Genomic DNA, 18480 nt, shown 5'->3' on the forward strand with positions numbered 1-18480 from the left:
TTGCCGAAATTAGAGAGAATAAGAAGACGTGCCGGATGTGTATGTGAAAGGTAAGGAGAGAAAGAGCATGATCAAGCTGACAAAGTTTAATTCCCAGACAAATAAAAAAGGAGAATTCGTGCTCAATGCCGAAATAATAGAAACGATAGAGGAAACGCCGGATACGGTGATCACCCTGACCAACGGCAAGAAGTTCATTGTGGAGGAAGCCATGGATGAAATCGTCCGCAGGGTGATGAAATACCGCCGGGCACTCCATCAATTTTGATGTGGACAGATCCTCATCAGCTATTATAAAAGTGAAAGACATTACGATTATGGAGGAATAAACCTATGGCTGACGAAGAAAAAGACACAGAGGAAGTGGCAGAGGAGGAACCGAAGAAGAAGTCTCCGATAGTTCTAGTTGTCATTCTGGTATTGATTGGTCTGGTGCTCGCCGGCGGCATCTCGTTCTTCATAACGACTAAGATGATGGCGGAGACGGCAACAGAGCAGGTCAATGAACATCACGATCCCGGCAAGTTCATCAAGCTTGGGGATGCAAAAGAAGGTATCCTGGTCAACGTGGGCGGCCAGAAGGCCGGCAAGTTCCTGAAGGCAGGAATTGTCCTGGAGATGAATCCGGGCAAGAAAAGCAATATGACAGAGGAAGGTGCATTGCTTCCGGAAGCTGAGACCAAGATCCTGGATACGACCATGCAGCTTCTGCGCAGTGCAAAACTGGATGAGTTTGATGCAAACCGGCAGGACGAACTCAAGAAGAAATTGAAGGATGAATTGAACAACAAACTGGGGCCTGGTTCCGTATATGACGTATATATAACGAGCTTCCTGCTTCAGTAAGAGTGTTCGTATTCCAGCGGAAAGGAGGACGTAAATTTGGCAGATGAAGTACTGTCTCAATCTGAGATAGATAAACTGCTTTCCGCACTGTCAGATGGAACAGTATCGGCAGAAGAAGTCAAAGCAGACGAAGAACAGAAAAAAATCAAGACATACGACTTCAAGCGTCCAGACAAATTTTCCAAAGATCAGATACGAACGCTGTTCATGCTGCATGAGAGCTTTTCCAGGCTCTTGAATACGTATTTGTCCACCCGCCTGCGCACGCTGGTGAATGTAGAGGTAGCCTCCGTAGAGCAGCTGACTTATCAGGAATTTGTCCAGAGTCTGGCCAATCCCTCCGTGATAAGCATCGTGGCGGTACCGCCGCTCAAGGGCAATATCATCATGGAGGTCAACACTGAAATAGCCTTTGCCTTCATTGACCGCGTCTTTGGCGGTGAGGGCCGGGTGGGGATAAAACCACGGGTGCTCACGGAGATTGAGGATGTGGTGGTGCAGCGTTTCATCAATACGGCGCTGGGGCATCTAAAGGAAGCCTGGCTCAATGTGGTGGAGTTTTTTCCCGCTTTGGAAACAACAGAATCCAATCCCCAGTTCACCCAGATTGTCCCCCCAAGCGACATGGTGGTCATTGTGACCATCCAGATGAGGGTAGGGGAAGTGGAAGGCATGATGAACATCTGCATCCCGTATCTGGTGCTGGAGCCAGTTATGTCAAAACTCACGACGACCTTCTGGGTAGCATCTGCGGTGTCCAAGGATGACAATCCTGAACAGGTCAGGCTGCTGCAGAAGAAGATTGAGCGCACCAAGGTGCCCTTTGTGGTACAGTTGGGGTCACTGAATCTTACCATCCATGAGTTCTTAACTCTGGGGTTTGGTGATGTTCTGCAGATGGATACCCGGGTTAATGATAATCTCTTGTGTTTGGTAGGCAAGAGGCCAAAATTCTACAGTCGTCCTGGCAAATCAGGGAAGAAGATGGCAGTACAAATTACCAAAATAATAAGCGAAGGAGATGAGAATGCCGATGAGTGACGACGGAAAGATCTCGCAAGCGGAGATTGACGCCCTGCTTAATGGTGGTGCTATACCAACGGCAGACGATGCGGCACCGGCAGAAGATGCTGCACCGGCTGAGGCCGCTGAAGAAGCAGCAGCTGAAGCATCAGCTGGCTCCGACAGTAGTTCATCTCAGTTTGATGATGTACTCACGGATATGGAAAAGGATGCCTTGGGGGAGATTGGCAATATCTCCATGGGCAGTGCCGCAACAACCTTGTCGGTGCTGTTGGGGCATAAGGTCAATATCACGACGCCCTCGGTGTCTGTATCCTCCATGAGTATAATACAGGAAAAGTACCCCATGCCTTACCTCATTGTTGAGGTGGGGTATACCATCGGTATAGATGGCAATAATGTCCTGGCTATCCAGGCACAGGATGCAGCCATCATTGCAGATCTGATGATGGGGGGCGACGGCACCAATCCCGATACGGAAATCAATGAAATCGCCATGAGTGCCGTAGGCGAATCCATGAACCAGATGATGGGCACGGTGGCAACTTCCCTGTCCACCATGTTCAACAAGAAAATCGATATTTCCCCGCCTAAGGTAAATCTCATTGATTTTGGCAGTGAGGACAAGATTTCTGAGGTACTGGGGAAGACGGAACCCATCGTCTGTACCTCCTTCCGCATGGAAGTAGATGGCCTTATCGATAGTGAGATCATGCAGATCCTGCCCGTGGAAGTGGCCAAGGAGATGGTGGAATCCCTTACCAATGGATCGGCTGAGGAGCCAGAGCCGGAACCGGCGCCAGCTCCGCCGCCACCACCACCAGCAGCGGCTCCACCCCCACCCGCAGCTGCGCCGCCTCCCATGGCGGCCCCAGCTCAGCAGATGGCCCCACCGGTCATGGCACCGCCGCCTGCGGCAGGAGGATATGGTTACGGCATGCCCATGCAGGGGGTAGCCACCAATATTCCCGTGCAGCCGGCACAGTTTACACCCTTGAATATGCAGCCGGTACAGGTAAATGATGCCAATATCGGCCTGATTTTGGATGTTCCTCTGTCGGTGACGGTGGAACTGGGGCGCACCAACAAGTCCATCAAGGAAATACTGGAACTTACAAATGGTTCCATTGTGGAACTTGACAAGCTGGCCGGTGAACCGGTTGACATCAATGTCAATGGCAAGTTCCTGGCCAAGGGGGAAGTGGTGGTTATCGATGAGAATTTCGGTGTGCGCATCACCGAAATTGCCAGCCCCGCTGAGCGGGCGGCAAAATTGCAGTGACTCCCTTGGGGCCGTAGGACGTAGAGAAGTTCTTGTCTAAAGCAAGACTTTCTTATATAATAAAATCATTGAACTAAGTCGGTTGTTTTTAAGATGAGGAGAGATGGAACATGGCAGTAAGAGTATTGGTCGTTGACGATGCGGCATTTATGAGAATGATGGTTAAAGATATCCTGTCCAAGAACGGCTACGAAGTTGTAGGCGAAGCCGAAAATGGCATGAAGGCTTTGGAGAAATATCAGGAGCTCAAACCAGATCTTGTGACCATGGATATCACGATGCCGGAAATGGATGGTATTAGTGCCGTTAAGGAAATCAAGAAGGTCGATCCCAACGCCAAGATCGTTATGTGCAGTGCAATGGGCCAGCAGGCAATGGTTATTGAAGCAATTCAGGCTGGTGCTCGTGACTTTATCGTCAAACCCTTCCAGGCAGATCGTGTGTTGGAGGCTGTCCGTAAAGCAGTGGGCTGATGGAAAGAAAAAGCATTTTTCTGGCGTGTTTCGTGGGGATAATCCTGTTTTTGCTAGTTGCAGAACCTGCCCTGGCAGCCGAGGAGGCTGCCAAGGGAGGTTATCTGGCTGGCTATGAAAACAGTGATCCGCGGCCAACGTCGATTTCCTGGTGGTCAACAATTGCTTATCTGGTCAGCCTCTTTGCTATTTTTATCTTTGTAGTAGGGCTGGCTTATTTTGCTGCCCGCTTTATTGGCGGCAAGTTTGCCCAGCAGAAGCTGGGTTATGGCGGCAGAATCCTGTCACATCTGCCCTTGGGCCCTAACCGTTCCGTCTGTGTGATTGAAATGAGCGGACGGGTGTTTATGCTGGGGGTGACGGAACATTCGATCACCTTGCTTACAGAAATCACCGATCCGGATGAAATTGAACGTCTGCATCGGGAGGATCTGGCCTTTGGTAAGATGCCGGATATGTTTTCCCAGCAGTTTGGTACTTTGGCTGGGCTGGTGCAGAAAGTACCACCGTTATTCCGCAAATAGTTTTTGTGAGGTATCATTATTGAAGAAGGAGTGGTGGGCAGTTGAAACGCCGGAATGCTTTTATCATACTGGCAGGATTAGCGCTCCTGCTCTTTATAGCACAGGGCGTCGCTTTGGCTGCACCGCTTATACCATCCATAAATGTGGATGTGGGTTCGTCCAACAAGCCTCAGGATGTGGCTGTGACCTTGCAGGTCATGGCGCTGCTGACCATTGTGTCCCTGGCGCCGGGCATCCTGATCATGACCACATCCTTCGTACGTATTGTGGTGGTTATCGGCTTTCTGCGCAATGCTATGTCCACACAGAATGCGCCGCCTAATCAGGTGGTCATTGCCCTGGCGCTCTTCCTGACTTTTTACATCATGTCTCCTTATTGGAGCCAGGCCAATGAGAACGGCATCCAGCCGTATATGGCCGGGCAGATAACCCAGGAGGAAGCGCTGAAGAACGTGGTGGCACCTGTGCGGGAATTCATGTTCAAGCAGACGCGGGAATCGGATCTGGCGCTGTTTGTGAATCTGTCTGATGCTGAGCGTCCGGAATCCCCGGATGATGTATCTACGTTTACGTTGATTCCAGCCTTTGTAATCAGCGAGCTCAAGACAGCTTTTCAGATTGGTTTTATGATTTATGTGCCCTTTATCGTCATTGATATGATTGTGGCCAGTACCCTCATGTCTATGGGCATGATGATGCTGCCACCGGTAATGATATCCCTGCCCTTTAAGATACTGCTTTTTGTTATGGTGGATGGCTGGCACTTGCTCATCAAGTCGCTGATCATCAGCTTCAAATAGCGGCAGTCCGCAAGGCTGGGGAAAGAGGAGCGGGTGTCTATGTCAGGTGATTTGGTTGTACAGCTGGGACAGGAAGCCCTGTTCATTGTTATGATTGTGGCGGCCCCTATGTTGGGCCTGGGCTTGATTGTTGGCCTGATGGTCAGTGTTTTTCAGGCAACCACATCCATTCAGGAGCAGACCTTGGCATTTATACCTAAGATTATCGCCGTGTTTGTGGCAATTCTTATTTTTGGCCCCTGGATGCTTAGAATTATGACAGAGTATTTGACCAATATCCTGGTTAATCTGCCTGGCTATATCGGTTGAAGGAGCAGGTCATGGATTTTTATGAACTTCTGCAGGGCCATGCGGCAGTGTTTTTGTTATTGTTGGTCCGGGTAGGAGGAATATTCACCCTTTCGCCTTTTTTCGGCAGTTTGAATATTCCTATATATTTTCGGGCAGCGACTTCTTTTGCTTTTGCGCTGGTGCTGTTTCCTGTGGTGGATAATTTTCAGGGAATAACTGCTCCGGCTACCGTATTGGGCTATGTGGGAGCAGTGCTTACAGAGCTTTTTGTCGGCTGGCTTATTGGGTTGGTGGCCTATATATCCTTTGCCGCAATTACTTTTGCCGGCAAGGTTATGGATATGCAGGCCGGCTTTGCTGTAGTAAACGTAATGGATCCAACTTCCGGTCAGCAGATGCCGCTTATCGGAAGTTTTCTTTATAATCTGGGCATAATTGTCTTTTTGGTGACCAATGGCCACCATATGATTATTTCGGCATTATTTGAAAGCTTCAAGCTGGTTCCCCTGCTGGGGGCAGACCTCAATCTGTCTTTGCCGCTGATCATTGCGCGCTTTACGACAGGAATTTTTTTTACCGGGATGAAGATTGCCATGCCGGTGACCTTTGCCATTTTACTGACCAATGTTGGTCTGGGAATACTGGCGCGTACAATGCCCCAGATGAATATTTTCGTGGTGGGCATTCCGATGCAGCTGACTGTGGGCATGTTGATCCTGACTATGGTGCTGCCTTTCTACGTCTTGTTTCTGGATGTGTTGTTCAATGAAATGTATGGAAATATCACCATTGCGTTGGAAGCCCTACGCTAGGGAGTCCTTCGTCTTTGACCTGCAGCTCTTTTCCGGGGAAAAGACGGAAGAACCTACGGCCAAGAAGCGGGCCGATGCGAAGAAAAAAGGGCAGGTAGGCCGCAGTACGGATATGAATGCTGCCTTCGTGCTGCTGATGGGCTTTTTGATGCTTAAGATGCTTTGGCAGTCGATGTATCAAAAGATAGCTGCTTATGCGACCTATGTTTTTTCTCATTTGAATCAAACGGTGGATACGGAGAATATCATCCACATCTTTATTGGCATTATCGAACTTTTAGCCCAGACTGCTTTGCCTATCATGTTTGCCATCATGTTCATTGGTCTGGCTATAAACTTTTATCAGGTGGGGCTGAACTTCAACACAGAGGCTATCGGGTTCAAACCGGAGAAATTGAATCCCATCAACGGTTTCGGGCGCATCTTTTCCAAGCGTTCCCTGATGGAACTGGCCAAATCCCTGATGAAAATCGCTATTATCGGTTTTTTCCTTTATGATTTCTTATCGGAGCATCTGATGGAGATGCCCCAGTTCATTTATTTTGATTTACCTACCAGCTTAGCCCAGATATCTGATATAATATTTAGGATGGCCTTTGAAGTGGTAGGGGTTATCATGATTGTGGGTTTTATCGATTATGCCTATCAGAAATGGCAGACCACCCAGGACCTCAAAATGTCCAAGCAGGAAGTCAAGGACGAAGCGAAGCAGTCCGAAGGTGATCCCCAGATCAAGGGCAAGATCAAACAGAAACAAAGGCAGATGGCTATGGCCCGCATGATGCAGGAAGTGCCTAAGGCCGATGTCATCGTGACAAACCCGACGCATTTTGCGGTGGCCCTGAAATATGAAAAGAGTATGCCGGCGCCGCAGATCGTGGCGAAGGGGCAAGATATGGTGGCCAGACGCATCAAGGAACTGGCTGCGGAAAATAATGTCCCCATTGTGGAGAACAAGCCTTTGGCCCGCGCCCTGTACGCCAGTGTGGAAGTTGGGGAACTTGTCCCGTCAGAACTTTATCAGGCTGTGGCTGAAGTCCTGGCCTATGTATATCGTCTGAAGAATCGTCGTCGCAGAGCATGATTTTTTGAAGGAGAAGCATTATGGCTGCACAACAGGCAGCTGCACCTGCCGCCGCAGTGGGCAAGGGCAGTTTTGTTCAAAAATACAGCGATGTTATGCTGGCCGTGGCCATCGTAACCATCGTTGTCATGATGATTATCCCGTTGCCAACCCTGCTGCTGGATATGCTGATCTGCCTGAATATCACCATAGCGCTGCTGTTGGTGATGTCGGTAATCTACAACAAGGAAGCCTTGGACTTATCGATATTTCCTTCCATCCTGCTGATTACTACCCTGTTCCGGCTGGCGCTGAATATTTCCTCCACCCGCCTTATTCTGTTGGATGGCTATGCGGGTGAAGTGATCACGGCTTTCGGTAACTTCGTTGTCGGTGGTAATCCTGTTGTGGGCTTTATCATGTTCATTATTCTGGTGGCCATCAACTTTATCGTTATTACCAAGGGCTCGGAACGTGTGGCTGAAGTATCGGCCCGTTTCACTTTGGATGCTATGCCCGGTAAGCAGATGTCCATCGATGCTGACCTCAATCAGGGAATCATTACCGATGCAGAAGCGAAGGCCCGCCGTGAGAAAATCCAGCACGAAGCGGATTTCTTCGGCGCTATGGACGGTGCTTCTAAATTCGTCAAGGGCGATGCCATCGCGGCAATCATCATCATGCTCATCAATATTGCCGGTGGATTTGTCATTGGTATGTTGCAGCGCAATATGGAAGCCCTGCAGGCTTTGCAGACCTATACGCTGCTGACTGTGGGTGAAGGTCTGGTGGGGCAGATTCCGGCTCTGCTGATTTCCACGGCTACCGGCCTTATCGTTACCCGTGCCGGTGCCGAAGGCAATTTGGGCAGCGACATCACCAGGCAGTTATTCCATAACGACCGCATATTCTTTATCCTCTGTGGAGTACTGCTGTTCTTTGCCATGGTGCCTGGTTTGCCGGGCGTGCCGTTTACGGCACTGGCCATTGGCTGCTTCCTGATTGGCCGGGCGCTCAAGCAGTCTACGGAAGTCAAGACCGAAGTCCAGCAGGAAGAAAAGAAGGTGCAGGAAAAGCGCAAGGCGACAACACCGGAGAATATCGTTTCCCTGCTGCAGGTTGATCCGATGGAACTGGAGATCGGCTATTCACTGATTCCTCTGGTGGATACGGGGCAGGGCGGTGATCTCCTCGACCGTATCGTCATGATCCGCCGTCAATGCGCTTTGGAATTGGGCCTTGTCGTGCCCACCATCCGTATCCGCGATAATATCCAGATTAAGCCCAATGCCTATATCATCAAGCTGAAGGGCATTGAGATTGCCAAGGGCGAACTCATGCTGGATCATTATCTGGCCATGAATTCCGGTACGGTCTTTGAAGAAGTGCCGGGGATTGAGACCACGGAGCCGGCCTTTGGTCTGCCTGCCCTATGGATCCCCGAAAGTGAGCGTGAGCAGGCAGAACTCAATGGTTATACCGTTGTGGATGCGGTGTCCGTGCTGGCCACCCATCTTACTGAAGTCATCAAGCAGCATGCCGATGAGATCCTGGGCCGTCAGGAAACCCAGAACCTTATCGACAATCTCAAAAAATCCAATCAAGCATTGGTGGACGAGGTTGTGCCGGACCTCCTCAGTGTGGGCGAGATCCAGAAGGTGTTGGCCAACCTGCTGCGAGAGCGCATTTCCATCAGGGATATGAGCACCATTCTGGAGGTGCTGGCCGATTATGCTCGGGCTACCAAGGACACGGAGATACTCACCGAGTATGTCCGTCATGCCATGGCGCGGCATATAACCCAGATGAATGTGCAAAACGGCACCTTGCCATGCATCACGCTGGACCCGGCACTGGAAAACCGTATTGCCGGCGGCGTCCAGCGCACGGAGCACGGCTCTTATGTGAGCATCGATCCGGATTCCATGCAAAGACTGGTTACGGCGCTCAACAACGAGCTGCCGAAACTTACCAATATGGGCTATCAGCCAATTGTGCTGACCAGCCCGGCTGTACGCCTGTATTTCCGCAAACTGGTGGAACGTTCCGTGCCGGGACTCATTATCCTGTCCCATGCGGAAATTGAGCAGAGCGTAGAGATACAGATTCTTGGGGTGGTGAAGATTTAAGTTGCAGATAAAAGTAGTGAAGGCTTCCACCATGAAGGAAGCCATGGAGCAAGTTAAAGAGGAATTGGGCCGCGATGCCGTGATTTTGCATACGAAAAAATATCACGAAGGCGGCTTTATGGGGTATAAGGGCAAGGAAGTGGTGGAAGTTACTGCTGCCATTGAGGAAAATGCCCCGGATGGGCAGCTGAAGTCCAGAGCCCGGCGCAGCCTTCCCGGTGAAGGGGAAAGGCAGGCCGTCAGCGGCAGCAAACTGGATGTGGTATCCAAGGCAGCGCCATTGCCCAATACCATTCTCTCTCAGTATAAGACCAACGGTACGGAAACCGGCGTGCGCATGGCTGAGGCACCCATTGCGGCGCCATCATTCCAGCCGCTAGTTCCCGATGCCGTAACACCAGTGGCTCCGGCCAAGGTGCTTACTACCGAAACAATTGATGAAGCAACAAAAGCCAATATAGCCAAGCAAAAGGAAGATGAAGAATTGATTGCCGCAAATGATATGCACCCAGTAATGCAGCCCATGATGATGTCCAATCCGGAAGATGCGGAAAAGATCCAGAAGCTGGAGGCAGAACTTGCCCAGATGAAAACCCTGCTGACACAGGTTATGAGCAAGGACCAGCCTCAGGATGAGGTATCCTTGCAGGAAGCCCTGCGCCGTCAGGAAGTGGATGAGGAAATCCTGAAGGATATGGCCGCCAAGACAGCGGCGGGCGATATGCTGATGGATTCCCTGGATAAGCGGGCACCAGAGGTATTGGCTGGTTATTTGGAGAACAAGCTGAACTTTGCTGAAGGCATCAAACTCAACAAACATGGCGTGCGCATTGTGGCCCTTATCGGTGCCACCGGTGTAGGGAAGACTACGACGCTGGCCAAGATTGCGGCCCGTTTCGTATTGGAGAAGAACATCCGGGCTGCCCTGATTACAGCGGATACTTACCGCATTTCGGCGGTGGAACAGTTGAAGACCTATTCGGATATCATTGGTCTGCCGTTGGAAATCGTCTATTCTCCGGATGAATTGAAAGTGGCCATCCACAAACACCGGGATAAGGATCTGATTCTCATTGATACTGCCGGACGCAGCCAGCATAATGAGTATCAGATGAAGGAACTGCAGGATTTCCTGGCGGTGGATTCCCGGATTGAAAAACATCTGGTCATGAGTGCCACCACCAAGAACCGGGATGTGGCCGATATCCTGCAGAAGTTCTCCGTCTGTGAGCCGGGCCGGGTGATCTTTACCAAAACAGATGAAACCAGCAGCCTGGGCATGATTGTCAATCTTCTGGCAGACAAGGATATTGCCTTGTCCTTTATGACTAATGGACAGAGCGTGCCCGATGATATTGTACCGGCTACTGCTGATAAATTAGCCGCATTGTTGTTGAGGGAATAATATGGTAGATCAGGCAGCAAGACTGCGTCAATTAGTGGACAAAAGCGAATACGAAGTGCAGCCCGCCGCCCCTGCCAGCCAGCTTTCTCTTTCCGCCATGGGGCCAAGGGTGATTGCAATCACCAGCGGCAAGGGCGGCGTGGGAAAGACAAATATTGCTGTGAATCTGGCTATTGCCTTGGGACAGGCCGGTCAGAGAGTACTGGTTATCGATGCTGACCTGGGCATGGCTAACGTGGATGTGGTGCTGGGCAGCATGTCGAAGAAACATTTACTGAACCTGCTGGAACGGGATACGGAATTGAAGGATGTCATGATGCATGGCCCTTATGGCGTAACCTACATCTCCGGCGGTTCCGGGATTGAAAAGGCAGCGGATTTCACCTACGAAGAACGGCAGCGGCTGATGCAGAAGCTGACAGCCTGCGGCCAGATGGCGGATATCATTCTGATTGATACCGGTGCCGGTTTGGGCAAGAACGTCATGGATTTCATCCTGGCGGCTGATGAGGTGCTCCTGGTTACAACGCCAGAGCCCACGGCCCTCACTGATGCTTATGCTGTGCTGAAAGCTTACAGCATGTATGCTGCCCATAAAAACATAAAATTGTTGGTAAATCGGGTATATGATGAGGCAGAAAGCCGGGAAGTGGTGATTAAGCTGCAGCATACCTCCAAGCGTTTTTTGAATATGGATATCGATTGTCTGGGCTATGTCTTTGAAGACAGCGCAGTCATGAAGGCTGTGCGTCAGCAGCAGCCATTTTTGGCAGCACAGCCCCATTCAGTGGCTTCCCGCTGCATCCAGGGATTAGTGAACAGTATCCTGTATGGCAGCAAAATGACGGTTAAGCGCGGTTGGAAAGGATTTTTGCGGCAAATATTTAATTTTGCGCATTAAACATGGAGGAACTTGATTATGGCAGGCGAATTAGTAAAGGCAAAAGAATACTTAAAAATTGGCCAACGGGTCGAGTTCTATGTAGAAGCGGACGAAGCCCGGTATACAAGCCGTATTGAGGATATAACCGAGGATTCTCTGGAAGTGGCCATGCCCATGACCAGGCAGGGGGTGCCGGTCATTCCCCGAATGGGAGAAAAGCTCTATGGCGTAGCCGTGGGCAACCAGTGCCGTTTCCGCTTCTTTGCGGAATTCAAGGGTATGGGCAGGAAGGATGACCGCATTCCTATTTGGTATATTGCCATGCCAAAGAAGATGGAACGCTTCCAGAACCGCGAGTTTGTGCGCATCAAGGTCAATATGATGGTGAAAGTACGTCTGGTGGATGAGGATGGAATCATCCATGGCAGTGAATTGGTGCCAGTGGTGGATTTGAGTGGCAGCGGCATCTGTCTGTCATTTGCTCATGAGGTACCCGTACCTTCCAAGATGGGACTGGAGCTGAATGGCATTCCCGGTGCTGGCCATATCGATGTCATGTGCCGGGTAGTCCGCTGTGAATCAGTGGAGCGTAGCGATGAGTCTATCGTCTACCATGTGGGGGCAGCGTTCCAACATCTGCCCCGGGCTATCGTCAATCAGATTGTCCGCTACTTGTTTTCGGTGCAGCGGTCCAATATTGCGAAGGGTTTGAAAGAATAAGTTTAAATATTCAGATGTAGGGAAAGCCGGATAGTAAAAGAGGTGAGCGGGATGATACGTGTCTTGATCGCTGATGATTCTGCATTCATGCGCAAGATCTTGACGGATTTTTTCAATAAACAGCCGGATTTTGAGGTGGCAGGTACGGCGATAAATGGCAAGGAAGCTATCAACAAGGTGTTGAAGCTCAGCCCGGACCTGGTGACCATGGACGTGAATATGCCGGTCATGGATGGTCTGAATTCTTTGGCTGTTATCATGGAGAAACAGCCCACTCCTGTGGTGATGCTCAGCAGCCTTACCCAGCAGGGGACAGAGGCTACCGTGAGAGCGCTGAGCCTTGGGGCGGTGGATTTCATCAGCAAAGCTGGCGGCAGTATCTCAAAACTGGATGCCATCGAAGACGAGCTGTTGGAAAAATGCCGGAATGCTGCCAAGGCCAGGGTGCGCAGGATGGCGTATACCCCGCAGACGAAACTAGCTTCCCTGAGTCCGCCAACATCACCGGCGCCGCCTGTGATGAAACGGGTAGAGATGCCTCAGCGGCAAGGACTGAAACTAGGGGGGATCGCCTCCACGCCACCGTCGCAAAATTCAGGCAGTCTCTTTGGCGTAAAGCGGACGAATCCCATTATCCTGCAGGCCCGGGGCAAACCACAGCCACCTGCAGCCAATAAGGTAACCCCTGTGACCATGGGCAGTGTTGGCAATGGTGCCAAGAAGCTGGTTGCCATTGGCACATCGACCGGCGGCCCTCAGGCATTGCAGCAGGTGATAACCCGCCTGCCCGGGAATCTGCCCTGCGGGGTGGTAGTAGTGCAGCATATGCCAGCGGGCTTTACCAAGGCACTGGCTGACCGGCTGGATACCATATCCCAGGTTTCGGTGAAGGAAGCAGAGGATGGGGAAGTGATAAAGCCGGGCTGGGTGTATATAGCACCCGGCAGCCATCATCTGCGGGTGCGGGAAGAAGGCAGCAGCCGCAAGATTGTTTTGAGTCAGGATCCTCCGGTGGGCAACCATCGGCCTGCGGTGAATGTGATGTATGATTCCGTGGCACCGATTGGCAGGAATCTTGTGGCTGTCATCATGACCGGCATGGGATGTGACGGCTGCGAAGGGATGAAGAAGGTCAAGGCAGCGGGCGGCTATAGTATAGCCCAGGATGAACCGACATGTGTGGTCTACGGTATGCCTAAGGCCGTGGTGGATGCAGGGCTGGCCGATGAGATAAAGCCAGTGGAAAGCATAGCCCAGGCAATCGTCGAGGCTGTAAAGAGATAAAAGGATATAGGGGGAATACAAATGGATACCAATCAGTATATGGATATGTTTTTGGATGAATCTCATGAGCATTTGCAGTCCTTGAACGAAGGCCTTTTGAGCTTGGAAGAGAATCCCGAAGACATCTCAGTGGTGAATGATATTTTCCGCAATGCACATACACTGAAGGGTATGTCAGCAACCATGGGATACAATAAGATTGCTGAACTGACCCATGAAATGGAAGATGTTCTGGACCTGATCCGCAAGGAACAGCTGAAACTTGATGAAGATATTATCGATACCTTGTTTAAATGTCTGGACTCTCTGGAACAGATGATTGACAGTGTGGCTGGCGGTGATTCAGAAGATGTGGTGGATGTCAGCGATCTGGTGACGAAGCTGAGTTCCATCTCCAAGGGCGAGCCAGCTCCGGCTGCCGCTCCCGCTGCTCCAGCAGGAGCAGCGGAAGCGGCAGCACCAGCACCAGCACCAACTGCTGCGTCCAGCATACCGCTTACCGATACGGATGTCAGCATGCTGCGCCAGGCAAAAGAAGGCGGCATGATCGGCGTACATATTCAGGTAACCTTGTCCGAGACATGCCTGCTGAAATCGGCCCGTTCCTATATGGTTATGAATGCTCTGGATGAACTGGGGGATGTCATTAAATCCATTCCGCCTGCTGAGGATCTGGAACAGGAAAAATTCGAGCACAGCTTTGATGTACTGATGGTAACCGGCGCGGATAAGAAGGCCGTGGAAGATGCCCTGAGTACCATTTCCGAAATTGAAAAGATCGTGGTGGAGACTGTGGATCCGGATAAGCCGGCAGAAGCAGCACCGGCTCCAGCCGCTGCTCCGGCACCTGCCGCACCACCAGTAGCGGCGCCAGCACCGGCAGCCCCCGCTGCGCCGAAACCGGCAACACCGAAGCCTGCGGCACCGAAACCGGCCGCCAAGCCTGCAGCAGCTGCTGCCAAGAAAGGCCATCAGAGCCAGTCGGTACGCGTGGATATCGATAAGCTCGATACTTTGATGAACCTTATGGGCGAGCTGGTTATCAATAAGGTTCGCCTGGAGCAGATAGGGCAGGCCCATCGTCTGGGTGAATTGACCGAGACTTTGGAACAGATGGACCGGGTAACTACCGACCTGCAGAACATCGTCATGAAGGTCCGCATGGTGCCGGTAAGCGCAGTCTTCAACCGCTTCCCGCGCATGGTGCGTGACGTATCCAAGGAACTGAACAAAGAGATCAACCTGACCATCGAAGGTGAGGAGACAGAACTTGACCGCACCGTTATCGATGAGATCGGCGATCCCATCATGCATCTGCTGCGCAACTCCCTCGACCATGGTGTTGAGCATCCCGATGAACGTGAAGCCAAAGGCAAGCCGCGTACTGGTGAGGTTGGCCTGATTGCCCGTCATGAAGGCAATAACGTGGTCATCATGGTTACCGACGATGGCAAGGGCATCGATGCCAACAAGATTCGCAAAAAAGCTGTGGAAAAAGGCATGATCTCTCAGGAAGACGCGGATAAGCTGGATGATGCCGATGCTGTACGCCTGATTTTCCTGCCTGGTTTCTCCACTGCCGAGCAGATCACCGATATCTCCGGTCGCGGTGTAGGCATGGACGTAGTGCGCAGTAAGATTGAATCCCTGTCCGGTCATGTGGACGTGGAGACCAAGATTGATGAAGGCTCTGTCTTTAAGATCAAACTGCCGTTGACGCTGGCCATCATTCAGGCCATGCTGGTCAAGGTACAGGAAGAGATCTACGCGATTCCGCTGGGCTCCATCGACAGTACCATCAACATCCAGCCCACGGATATCAAGACCGTACGCAACCGGGAAGTCATCGTCCTGCGCGGCGAGATCATTCCCATCATCCGCATGGAAGAAACCCTGCAGATTCCTCATGTGAAGGATTCGGACGAGATTTTCGTCGTAGTTGTACATGCCGGCGAAGCCAAAGCTGGTATCGTAGTGGACAACCTGATCGGTCAGCAGGAAATCGTTATCAAGACTCTGGGCAACCTCTTCACTGGCCTGAAGATGTTCTCCGGTGCTACGGTCCTGGGCGATGGCCGTGTGGCTCTGATTCTCGATGTGGCTACGATGATGCAGCAGTAAGGAGGCAGCAACCATGGCAAACGAAGAAAACAAACAGAATGATGAAGTGCAGGTCGTGGCGTTCAAGCTTCGCGACGAGGAATACGGCGTCAGCATCCTGAATGTACAGGAAATCCGCAATATGACGGATATTACCCGGGTTCCCTTTGCTGCAGATTTCATCAAGGGAGTCATCAACCTTCGCGGCTCGGTACTGCCGGTTATCGACCTGAAGAAAAGACTGGGGCTGGCGGAAACTCCCTATACGGAAAATACCCGCATTGTTACCGTGACAATCGATGAGCTCCATGTAGGGATGCTCGTGGATGCGGTGACGGAAGTCCTGACCATTGGCAGCAAGACGGTGGATACCAAGAAAGCGACCAATGACCGCAGCGGCTCCCGTTTCCTCAATGGTATTGGCAACGTGGATGGCAGACTCATCATCATGCTCAATTTGGAAGAGATCATTGGTGCAACTGGCGATGGCAAATAATCGAAAAACGAGGTGTCGACTATGACCGAAGAATTAAACCTTTCCGCCAATCAGCTGGATGCTTTGCGTGAGATTGGTAATGTTGGTGCTGGGAACTCGGCAACAGCCCTGTCCCAGGTCATCAACAGGAGAATTGATATGAACGTGCCCAAGGTGGCACTGGTACCCCTGGAAGTAGTGCCGGATCTGGTGGGCGGCCCCGATGCTGTAGTCGTAGGTATTTTCCTGCGCGTTTATGGCAAGGCCCCCAGCAACATCCTGTTCCTGCTGCCGCAGAAATCCGCCTTCTATCTGGTGGATACCCTGATGGGCAAACCCCATGGACAGACGAACAGCCTGGACTTCATGGATGAATCGGCCCTGATGGAAATCGGCAATATCTTGTCTGGTGCATACTTGAATGCATTCTTCACTTTTACGAAGATTACCATGCTGCCTTCCATTCCTGCCTTGGCAATGGATATGGCAGGGGCCCTGCTGAATGTCGTACTGGCACAGCTGGGACAGATGGGGGATCAGGCGCTGGTTATCGAAACAGAATTCCTGTCGGAAGATGATGGCATCAATGGCCAGTTCTTCCTGGTACCTGACCCAGGTTCGTTGGAGACGATTATAAAAGCTGTAGGAGTTGAGTGATATGGCAGATCTTATCAGAGTCGGGATGGCCGACTATAAAGTTGGTTCTGCTCCGTCAACCATCATCAGCTATGGTCTTGGATCCTGCATCGGGATTTCCCTGTATGACCCCCAGACGAAAGTCGGCGGGCTTTTGCATATCATGCTTCCCGATAGCACGCAGGCCCGTCCCACGGACAATCCGGCAAAATTTGCGGATACAGGATTACCGCTGATGCTCAAGGATGTGTTAGCTCTGGGCGCTTCCAAAACGCGCCTGGTGGCTAAGATCGCCGGCGGAGCGCAGATGTTCGCCTTCCAGAATGCTACCGATATCATGCGTGTCGGCAGCCGCAATGCGGAGGCAGCCAAGAAGATTTTGAAATCCCAGGGCATAAAGATAATAGCCGAAGATACTGGCGGCACCTATGGCCGCACGGTATCCATTGATTTGAATTCTGGTGTGTATAAGGTTAAGACCATCGATAAAGGCGAAAAAGAGATTTAATTATCAGATTAGATTTGCAGGTGAAAAGATTTTGGCTAAATTATATTTGGCAGCAGTGTTCGCTTTTATCGCCGCCGTGGTGATAGTAATTACAGGACTATCAAGCGAGGCGCGGTTTAGTACAGTGGTCATTCGCAGTTTGATTGGTTTTGTCAGCGCAGGCTTGATTGTCTACATTGTGCTGAGAGTCCTTGCCGCTAGGGACATCATCGACTTTGATGATTTCATTGAAGCAAAGGATGAAGAGGCTCTGGCGGAATTGGAGGGCGAGGCTTCACCAGCGGAAGAATCTGGCGAAGAACAGCCAGTGGCGGACGAAGCGGAGACAGGAGCAACAGAACAACCCGTGCAGTTTGAACCTCTTTCCAGTGAGGATCTTACGCGCATGGAAACACCTGAGTGATCAGGTCTTAGGATTTGATGTTGAAGGGAGGAGGGCGTTAGGTGGAATCGTTAGAAATGGTAAATGAAACACCCGCCATTGATGTCGCTTCCCTGTGGCATGATTATTTGGAAAACAAGACTGTGGAGCTGCGCAACCAGCTGGCCGAGTACTATCTGCCTCTGGTCAAGCTGGTTGCCGGGCGGCTCGCCATCAGCCTGCCGTCCCATGTGGATCGGGATGATCTGCTTTCCAGCGGGTTTTTTGGTCTGCTGGATGCGATCGATCGTTATGATATCGAACGTAAGAACAAGTTTGAGACTTACGCAGGCATCCGCATCCGGGGAGCTATGCTGGATCATCTGCGGGCAAAAGACTGGCTTCCGGTGGCCATCAGGCAGCGTATCAGGCGATATGAACAGGCCGTATATGAATTGGAGAATCGGTTGGGCAGGCCTGCCACCGATGAGGAACTGGCCAGCGAGCTTTCCCTGTCGGTGAGAGAACTCATAGCTTTAGAGGGACAGATCAGTGTGGCTACTGTCATCCCCCTGGATGATTATTTGCGGGCAGATTCTCCCCTTACAGGAGATCCGGGACCTTCTGACCGCATGGAGAAGGAAGAACTAAGGCAGACCTTGTCGGCAGCGATTGAACGGCTGCCGGAAAAAGAGAAAAAAGTAGTAGCATTATACTACTACGAAGAACTGACTTTGAAAGAAATCAGCTTAATCCTTAATTTATCCGAGGCGAGAATTTCCCAGCTGCATACGAAGGCGATTTTCCGTATGCGCGGCTACCTGGCCCGGATGAAGGCAAGCTTGGTATAAATTAGCCTAAGGGG

At 51.2% G+C, this 18480-nt stretch carries 21 protein-coding genes; all 21 read left to right on the top strand.

All coding sequences use genetic code 11. The features are described 5' to 3' along the window. Window positions 1–67: 67 nt before the first annotated feature. The 21 genes from SELR_RS02865 to SELR_RS02965 all read left to right on the top strand — a co-directional run bounded on the left by SELR_RS02865 (window position 68) and on the right by SELR_RS02965 (window position 18466). A complete protein-coding gene (locus tag SELR_RS02865) occupies window positions 68–268 on the top strand; it encodes a flagellar FlbD family protein (RefSeq protein ID WP_014423697.1) in 201 nt (66 codons plus the stop codon). A 65-nt stretch (window positions 269–333) separates the two neighbouring features. Further along, on the top strand, window positions 334–846 hold the full coding sequence (locus SELR_RS02870) for a flagellar basal body-associated FliL family protein (RefSeq protein ID WP_014423698.1): 513 nt from the start codon (window positions 334–336) through the stop codon (window positions 844–846). Between the two features lie 36 nt (window positions 847–882). Next, window positions 883–1887: a flagellar motor switch protein FliM gene (gene fliM / locus SELR_RS02875; protein WP_014423699.1), complete on the top strand. Its 1005-nt coding sequence runs from the start codon at window positions 883–885 to the stop codon at window positions 1885–1887. Then, a complete protein-coding gene (fliY, locus tag SELR_RS02880) occupies window positions 1880–3151 on the top strand; it encodes a flagellar motor switch phosphatase FliY (RefSeq protein WP_014423700.1) in 1272 nt (423 codons plus the stop codon). Before fliM ends, fliY begins: the two co-directional genes overlap by 8 nt. A gap of 110 nt (window positions 3152–3261) precedes the next feature. Further along, window positions 3262–3624 (top strand): response regulator, encoded by a 363-nt coding sequence (locus SELR_RS02885; protein ID WP_014423701.1) that lies wholly within the window; start codon window positions 3262–3264, stop codon window positions 3622–3624. Then, complete coding sequence (fliO, locus tag SELR_RS02890; protein WP_014423702.1) at window positions 3624–4148, top strand: flagellar biosynthetic protein FliO; 525 nt, start codon at window positions 3624–3626, stop codon at window positions 4146–4148. The genes SELR_RS02885 and fliO overlap by 1 nt, the downstream gene beginning before the upstream one ends. A 41-nt stretch (window positions 4149–4189) precedes the next feature. Then, window positions 4190–4948, top strand: coding sequence for a flagellar type III secretion system pore protein FliP (gene fliP / locus SELR_RS02895; protein ID WP_014423703.1), 759 nt, complete (start codon window positions 4190–4192; stop codon window positions 4946–4948). Window positions 4949–4987: 39 nt separating this feature from the next. Further along, complete coding sequence (gene fliQ, locus SELR_RS02900) at window positions 4988–5257, top strand: flagellar biosynthesis protein FliQ (RefSeq protein WP_014423704.1); 270 nt, start codon at window positions 4988–4990, stop codon at window positions 5255–5257. Between the two features lie 11 nt (window positions 5258–5268). Next, window positions 5269–6051 carry a flagellar biosynthetic protein FliR gene (gene fliR / locus SELR_RS02905; protein WP_014423705.1) on the top strand — a complete coding sequence of 261 codons (783 nt, stop codon included), beginning with the start codon at window positions 5269–5271 and terminating at the stop codon, window positions 6049–6051. Further along, entirely contained in the window at window positions 6014–7135 is a 1122-nt protein-coding gene (flhB, locus tag SELR_RS02910) for a flagellar biosynthesis protein FlhB (protein ID WP_041914528.1), read from the top strand. The genes fliR and flhB overlap by 38 nt, the downstream gene beginning before the upstream one ends. 20 nt (window positions 7136–7155) lie before the next feature. Further along, complete coding sequence (gene flhA, locus SELR_RS02915; protein ID WP_014423707.1) at window positions 7156–9243, top strand: flagellar biosynthesis protein FlhA; 2088 nt, start codon at window positions 7156–7158, stop codon at window positions 9241–9243. Between the two features lies 1 nt (window position 9244). After that, complete coding sequence (flhF, locus tag SELR_RS02920) at window positions 9245–10648, top strand: flagellar biosynthesis GTPase FlhF (RefSeq protein WP_041914244.1); 1404 nt, start codon at window positions 9245–9247, stop codon at window positions 10646–10648. 1 nt (window position 10649) lies between these two features. Beyond that, the gene (locus SELR_RS02925) at window positions 10650–11549 is read left to right on the top strand and encodes a MinD/ParA family protein (protein ID WP_014423709.1); all 900 of its coding nucleotides are present in this window, start codon (window positions 10650–10652) and stop codon (window positions 11547–11549) included. A gap of 18 nt (window positions 11550–11567) precedes the next feature. Beyond that, window positions 11568–12251: a flagellar brake protein gene (locus tag SELR_RS02930; RefSeq protein WP_014423710.1), complete on the top strand. Its 684-nt coding sequence runs from the start codon at window positions 11568–11570 to the stop codon at window positions 12249–12251. Between the two features lie 51 nt (window positions 12252–12302). Continuing rightward, complete coding sequence (locus SELR_RS02935) at window positions 12303–13535, top strand: protein-glutamate methylesterase/protein-glutamine glutaminase (protein ID WP_014423711.1); 1233 nt, start codon at window positions 12303–12305, stop codon at window positions 13533–13535. Window positions 13536–13556: 21 nt separating this feature from the next. Continuing rightward, window positions 13557–15656 (top strand): chemotaxis protein CheA, encoded by a 2100-nt coding sequence (locus SELR_RS02940; protein WP_014423712.1) that lies wholly within the window; start codon window positions 13557–13559, stop codon window positions 15654–15656. 13 nt (window positions 15657–15669) lie between these two features. Further along, window positions 15670–16131 (top strand): chemotaxis protein CheW, encoded by a 462-nt coding sequence (locus tag SELR_RS02945; RefSeq protein ID WP_014423713.1) that lies wholly within the window; start codon window positions 15670–15672, stop codon window positions 16129–16131. Between the two features lie 21 nt (window positions 16132–16152). Next, a complete protein-coding gene (locus tag SELR_RS02950) occupies window positions 16153–16767 on the top strand; it encodes a chemotaxis protein CheC (RefSeq protein WP_014423714.1) in 615 nt (204 codons plus the stop codon). 1 nt (window position 16768) lies between these two features. Continuing rightward, window positions 16769–17254, top strand: coding sequence for a chemotaxis protein CheD (locus tag SELR_RS02955; protein WP_014423715.1), 486 nt, complete (start codon window positions 16769–16771; stop codon window positions 17252–17254). Between the two features lie 31 nt (window positions 17255–17285). Next, on the top strand, window positions 17286–17657 hold the full coding sequence (locus SELR_RS02960) for a hypothetical protein (RefSeq protein ID WP_014423716.1): 372 nt from the start codon (window positions 17286–17288) through the stop codon (window positions 17655–17657). 56 nt (window positions 17658–17713) lie between these two features. Further along, on the top strand, window positions 17714–18466 hold the full coding sequence (locus tag SELR_RS02965; RefSeq protein ID WP_041914245.1) for a FliA/WhiG family RNA polymerase sigma factor: 753 nt from the start codon (window positions 17714–17716) through the stop codon (window positions 18464–18466). Window positions 18467–18480: the final 14 nt, after the last annotated feature.

The sequence above is a fragment of the Selenomonas ruminantium subsp. lactilytica TAM6421 genome (assembly GCF_000284095.1).
Lineage (GTDB): Bacteria > Bacillota > Negativicutes > Selenomonadales > Selenomonadaceae > Selenomonas_A > Selenomonas_A lactilytica.

Coding starts and splice junctions, on each gene's coding strand:
- fliY (WP_014423700.1), top strand. CDS start 1,880: ATGAGTGACGACGGAAAGATCTCGCAAGCGGAGATTGACGCCCTGCTT.
- SELR_RS02945 (WP_014423713.1), top strand. CDS start 15,670: ATGGCAAACGAAGAAAACAAACAGAATGATGAAGTGCAGGTCGTGGCG.
- SELR_RS02885 (WP_014423701.1), top strand. CDS start 3,262: ATGGCAGTAAGAGTATTGGTCGTTGACGATGCGGCATTTATGAGAATG.
- SELR_RS02935 (WP_014423711.1), top strand. CDS start 12,303: ATGATACGTGTCTTGATCGCTGATGATTCTGCATTCATGCGCAAGATC.
- SELR_RS02950 (WP_014423714.1), top strand. CDS start 16,153: ATGACCGAAGAATTAAACCTTTCCGCCAATCAGCTGGATGCTTTGCGT.
- fliO (WP_014423702.1), top strand. CDS start 3,624: ATGGAAAGAAAAAGCATTTTTCTGGCGTGTTTCGTGGGGATAATCCTG.
- SELR_RS02965 (WP_041914245.1), top strand. CDS start 17,714: ATGGTAAATGAAACACCCGCCATTGATGTCGCTTCCCTGTGGCATGAT.
- SELR_RS02870 (WP_014423698.1), top strand. CDS start 334: ATGGCTGACGAAGAAAAAGACACAGAGGAAGTGGCAGAGGAGGAACCG.
- SELR_RS02925 (WP_014423709.1), top strand. CDS start 10,650: ATGGTAGATCAGGCAGCAAGACTGCGTCAATTAGTGGACAAAAGCGAA.
- fliR (WP_014423705.1), top strand. CDS start 5,269: ATGGATTTTTATGAACTTCTGCAGGGCCATGCGGCAGTGTTTTTGTTA.
- fliQ (WP_014423704.1), top strand. CDS start 4,988: ATGTCAGGTGATTTGGTTGTACAGCTGGGACAGGAAGCCCTGTTCATT.
- SELR_RS02940 (WP_014423712.1), top strand. CDS start 13,557: ATGGATACCAATCAGTATATGGATATGTTTTTGGATGAATCTCATGAG.
- flhA (WP_014423707.1), top strand. CDS start 7,156: ATGGCTGCACAACAGGCAGCTGCACCTGCCGCCGCAGTGGGCAAGGGC.
- SELR_RS02930 (WP_014423710.1), top strand. CDS start 11,568: ATGGCAGGCGAATTAGTAAAGGCAAAAGAATACTTAAAAATTGGCCAA.
- SELR_RS02955 (WP_014423715.1), top strand. CDS start 16,769: ATGGCAGATCTTATCAGAGTCGGGATGGCCGACTATAAAGTTGGTTCT.
- SELR_RS02865 (WP_014423697.1), top strand. CDS start 68: ATGATCAAGCTGACAAAGTTTAATTCCCAGACAAATAAAAAAGGAGAA.
- flhB (WP_041914528.1), top strand. CDS start 6,014: ATGGAAATATCACCATTGCGTTGGAAGCCCTACGCTAGGGAGTCCTTC.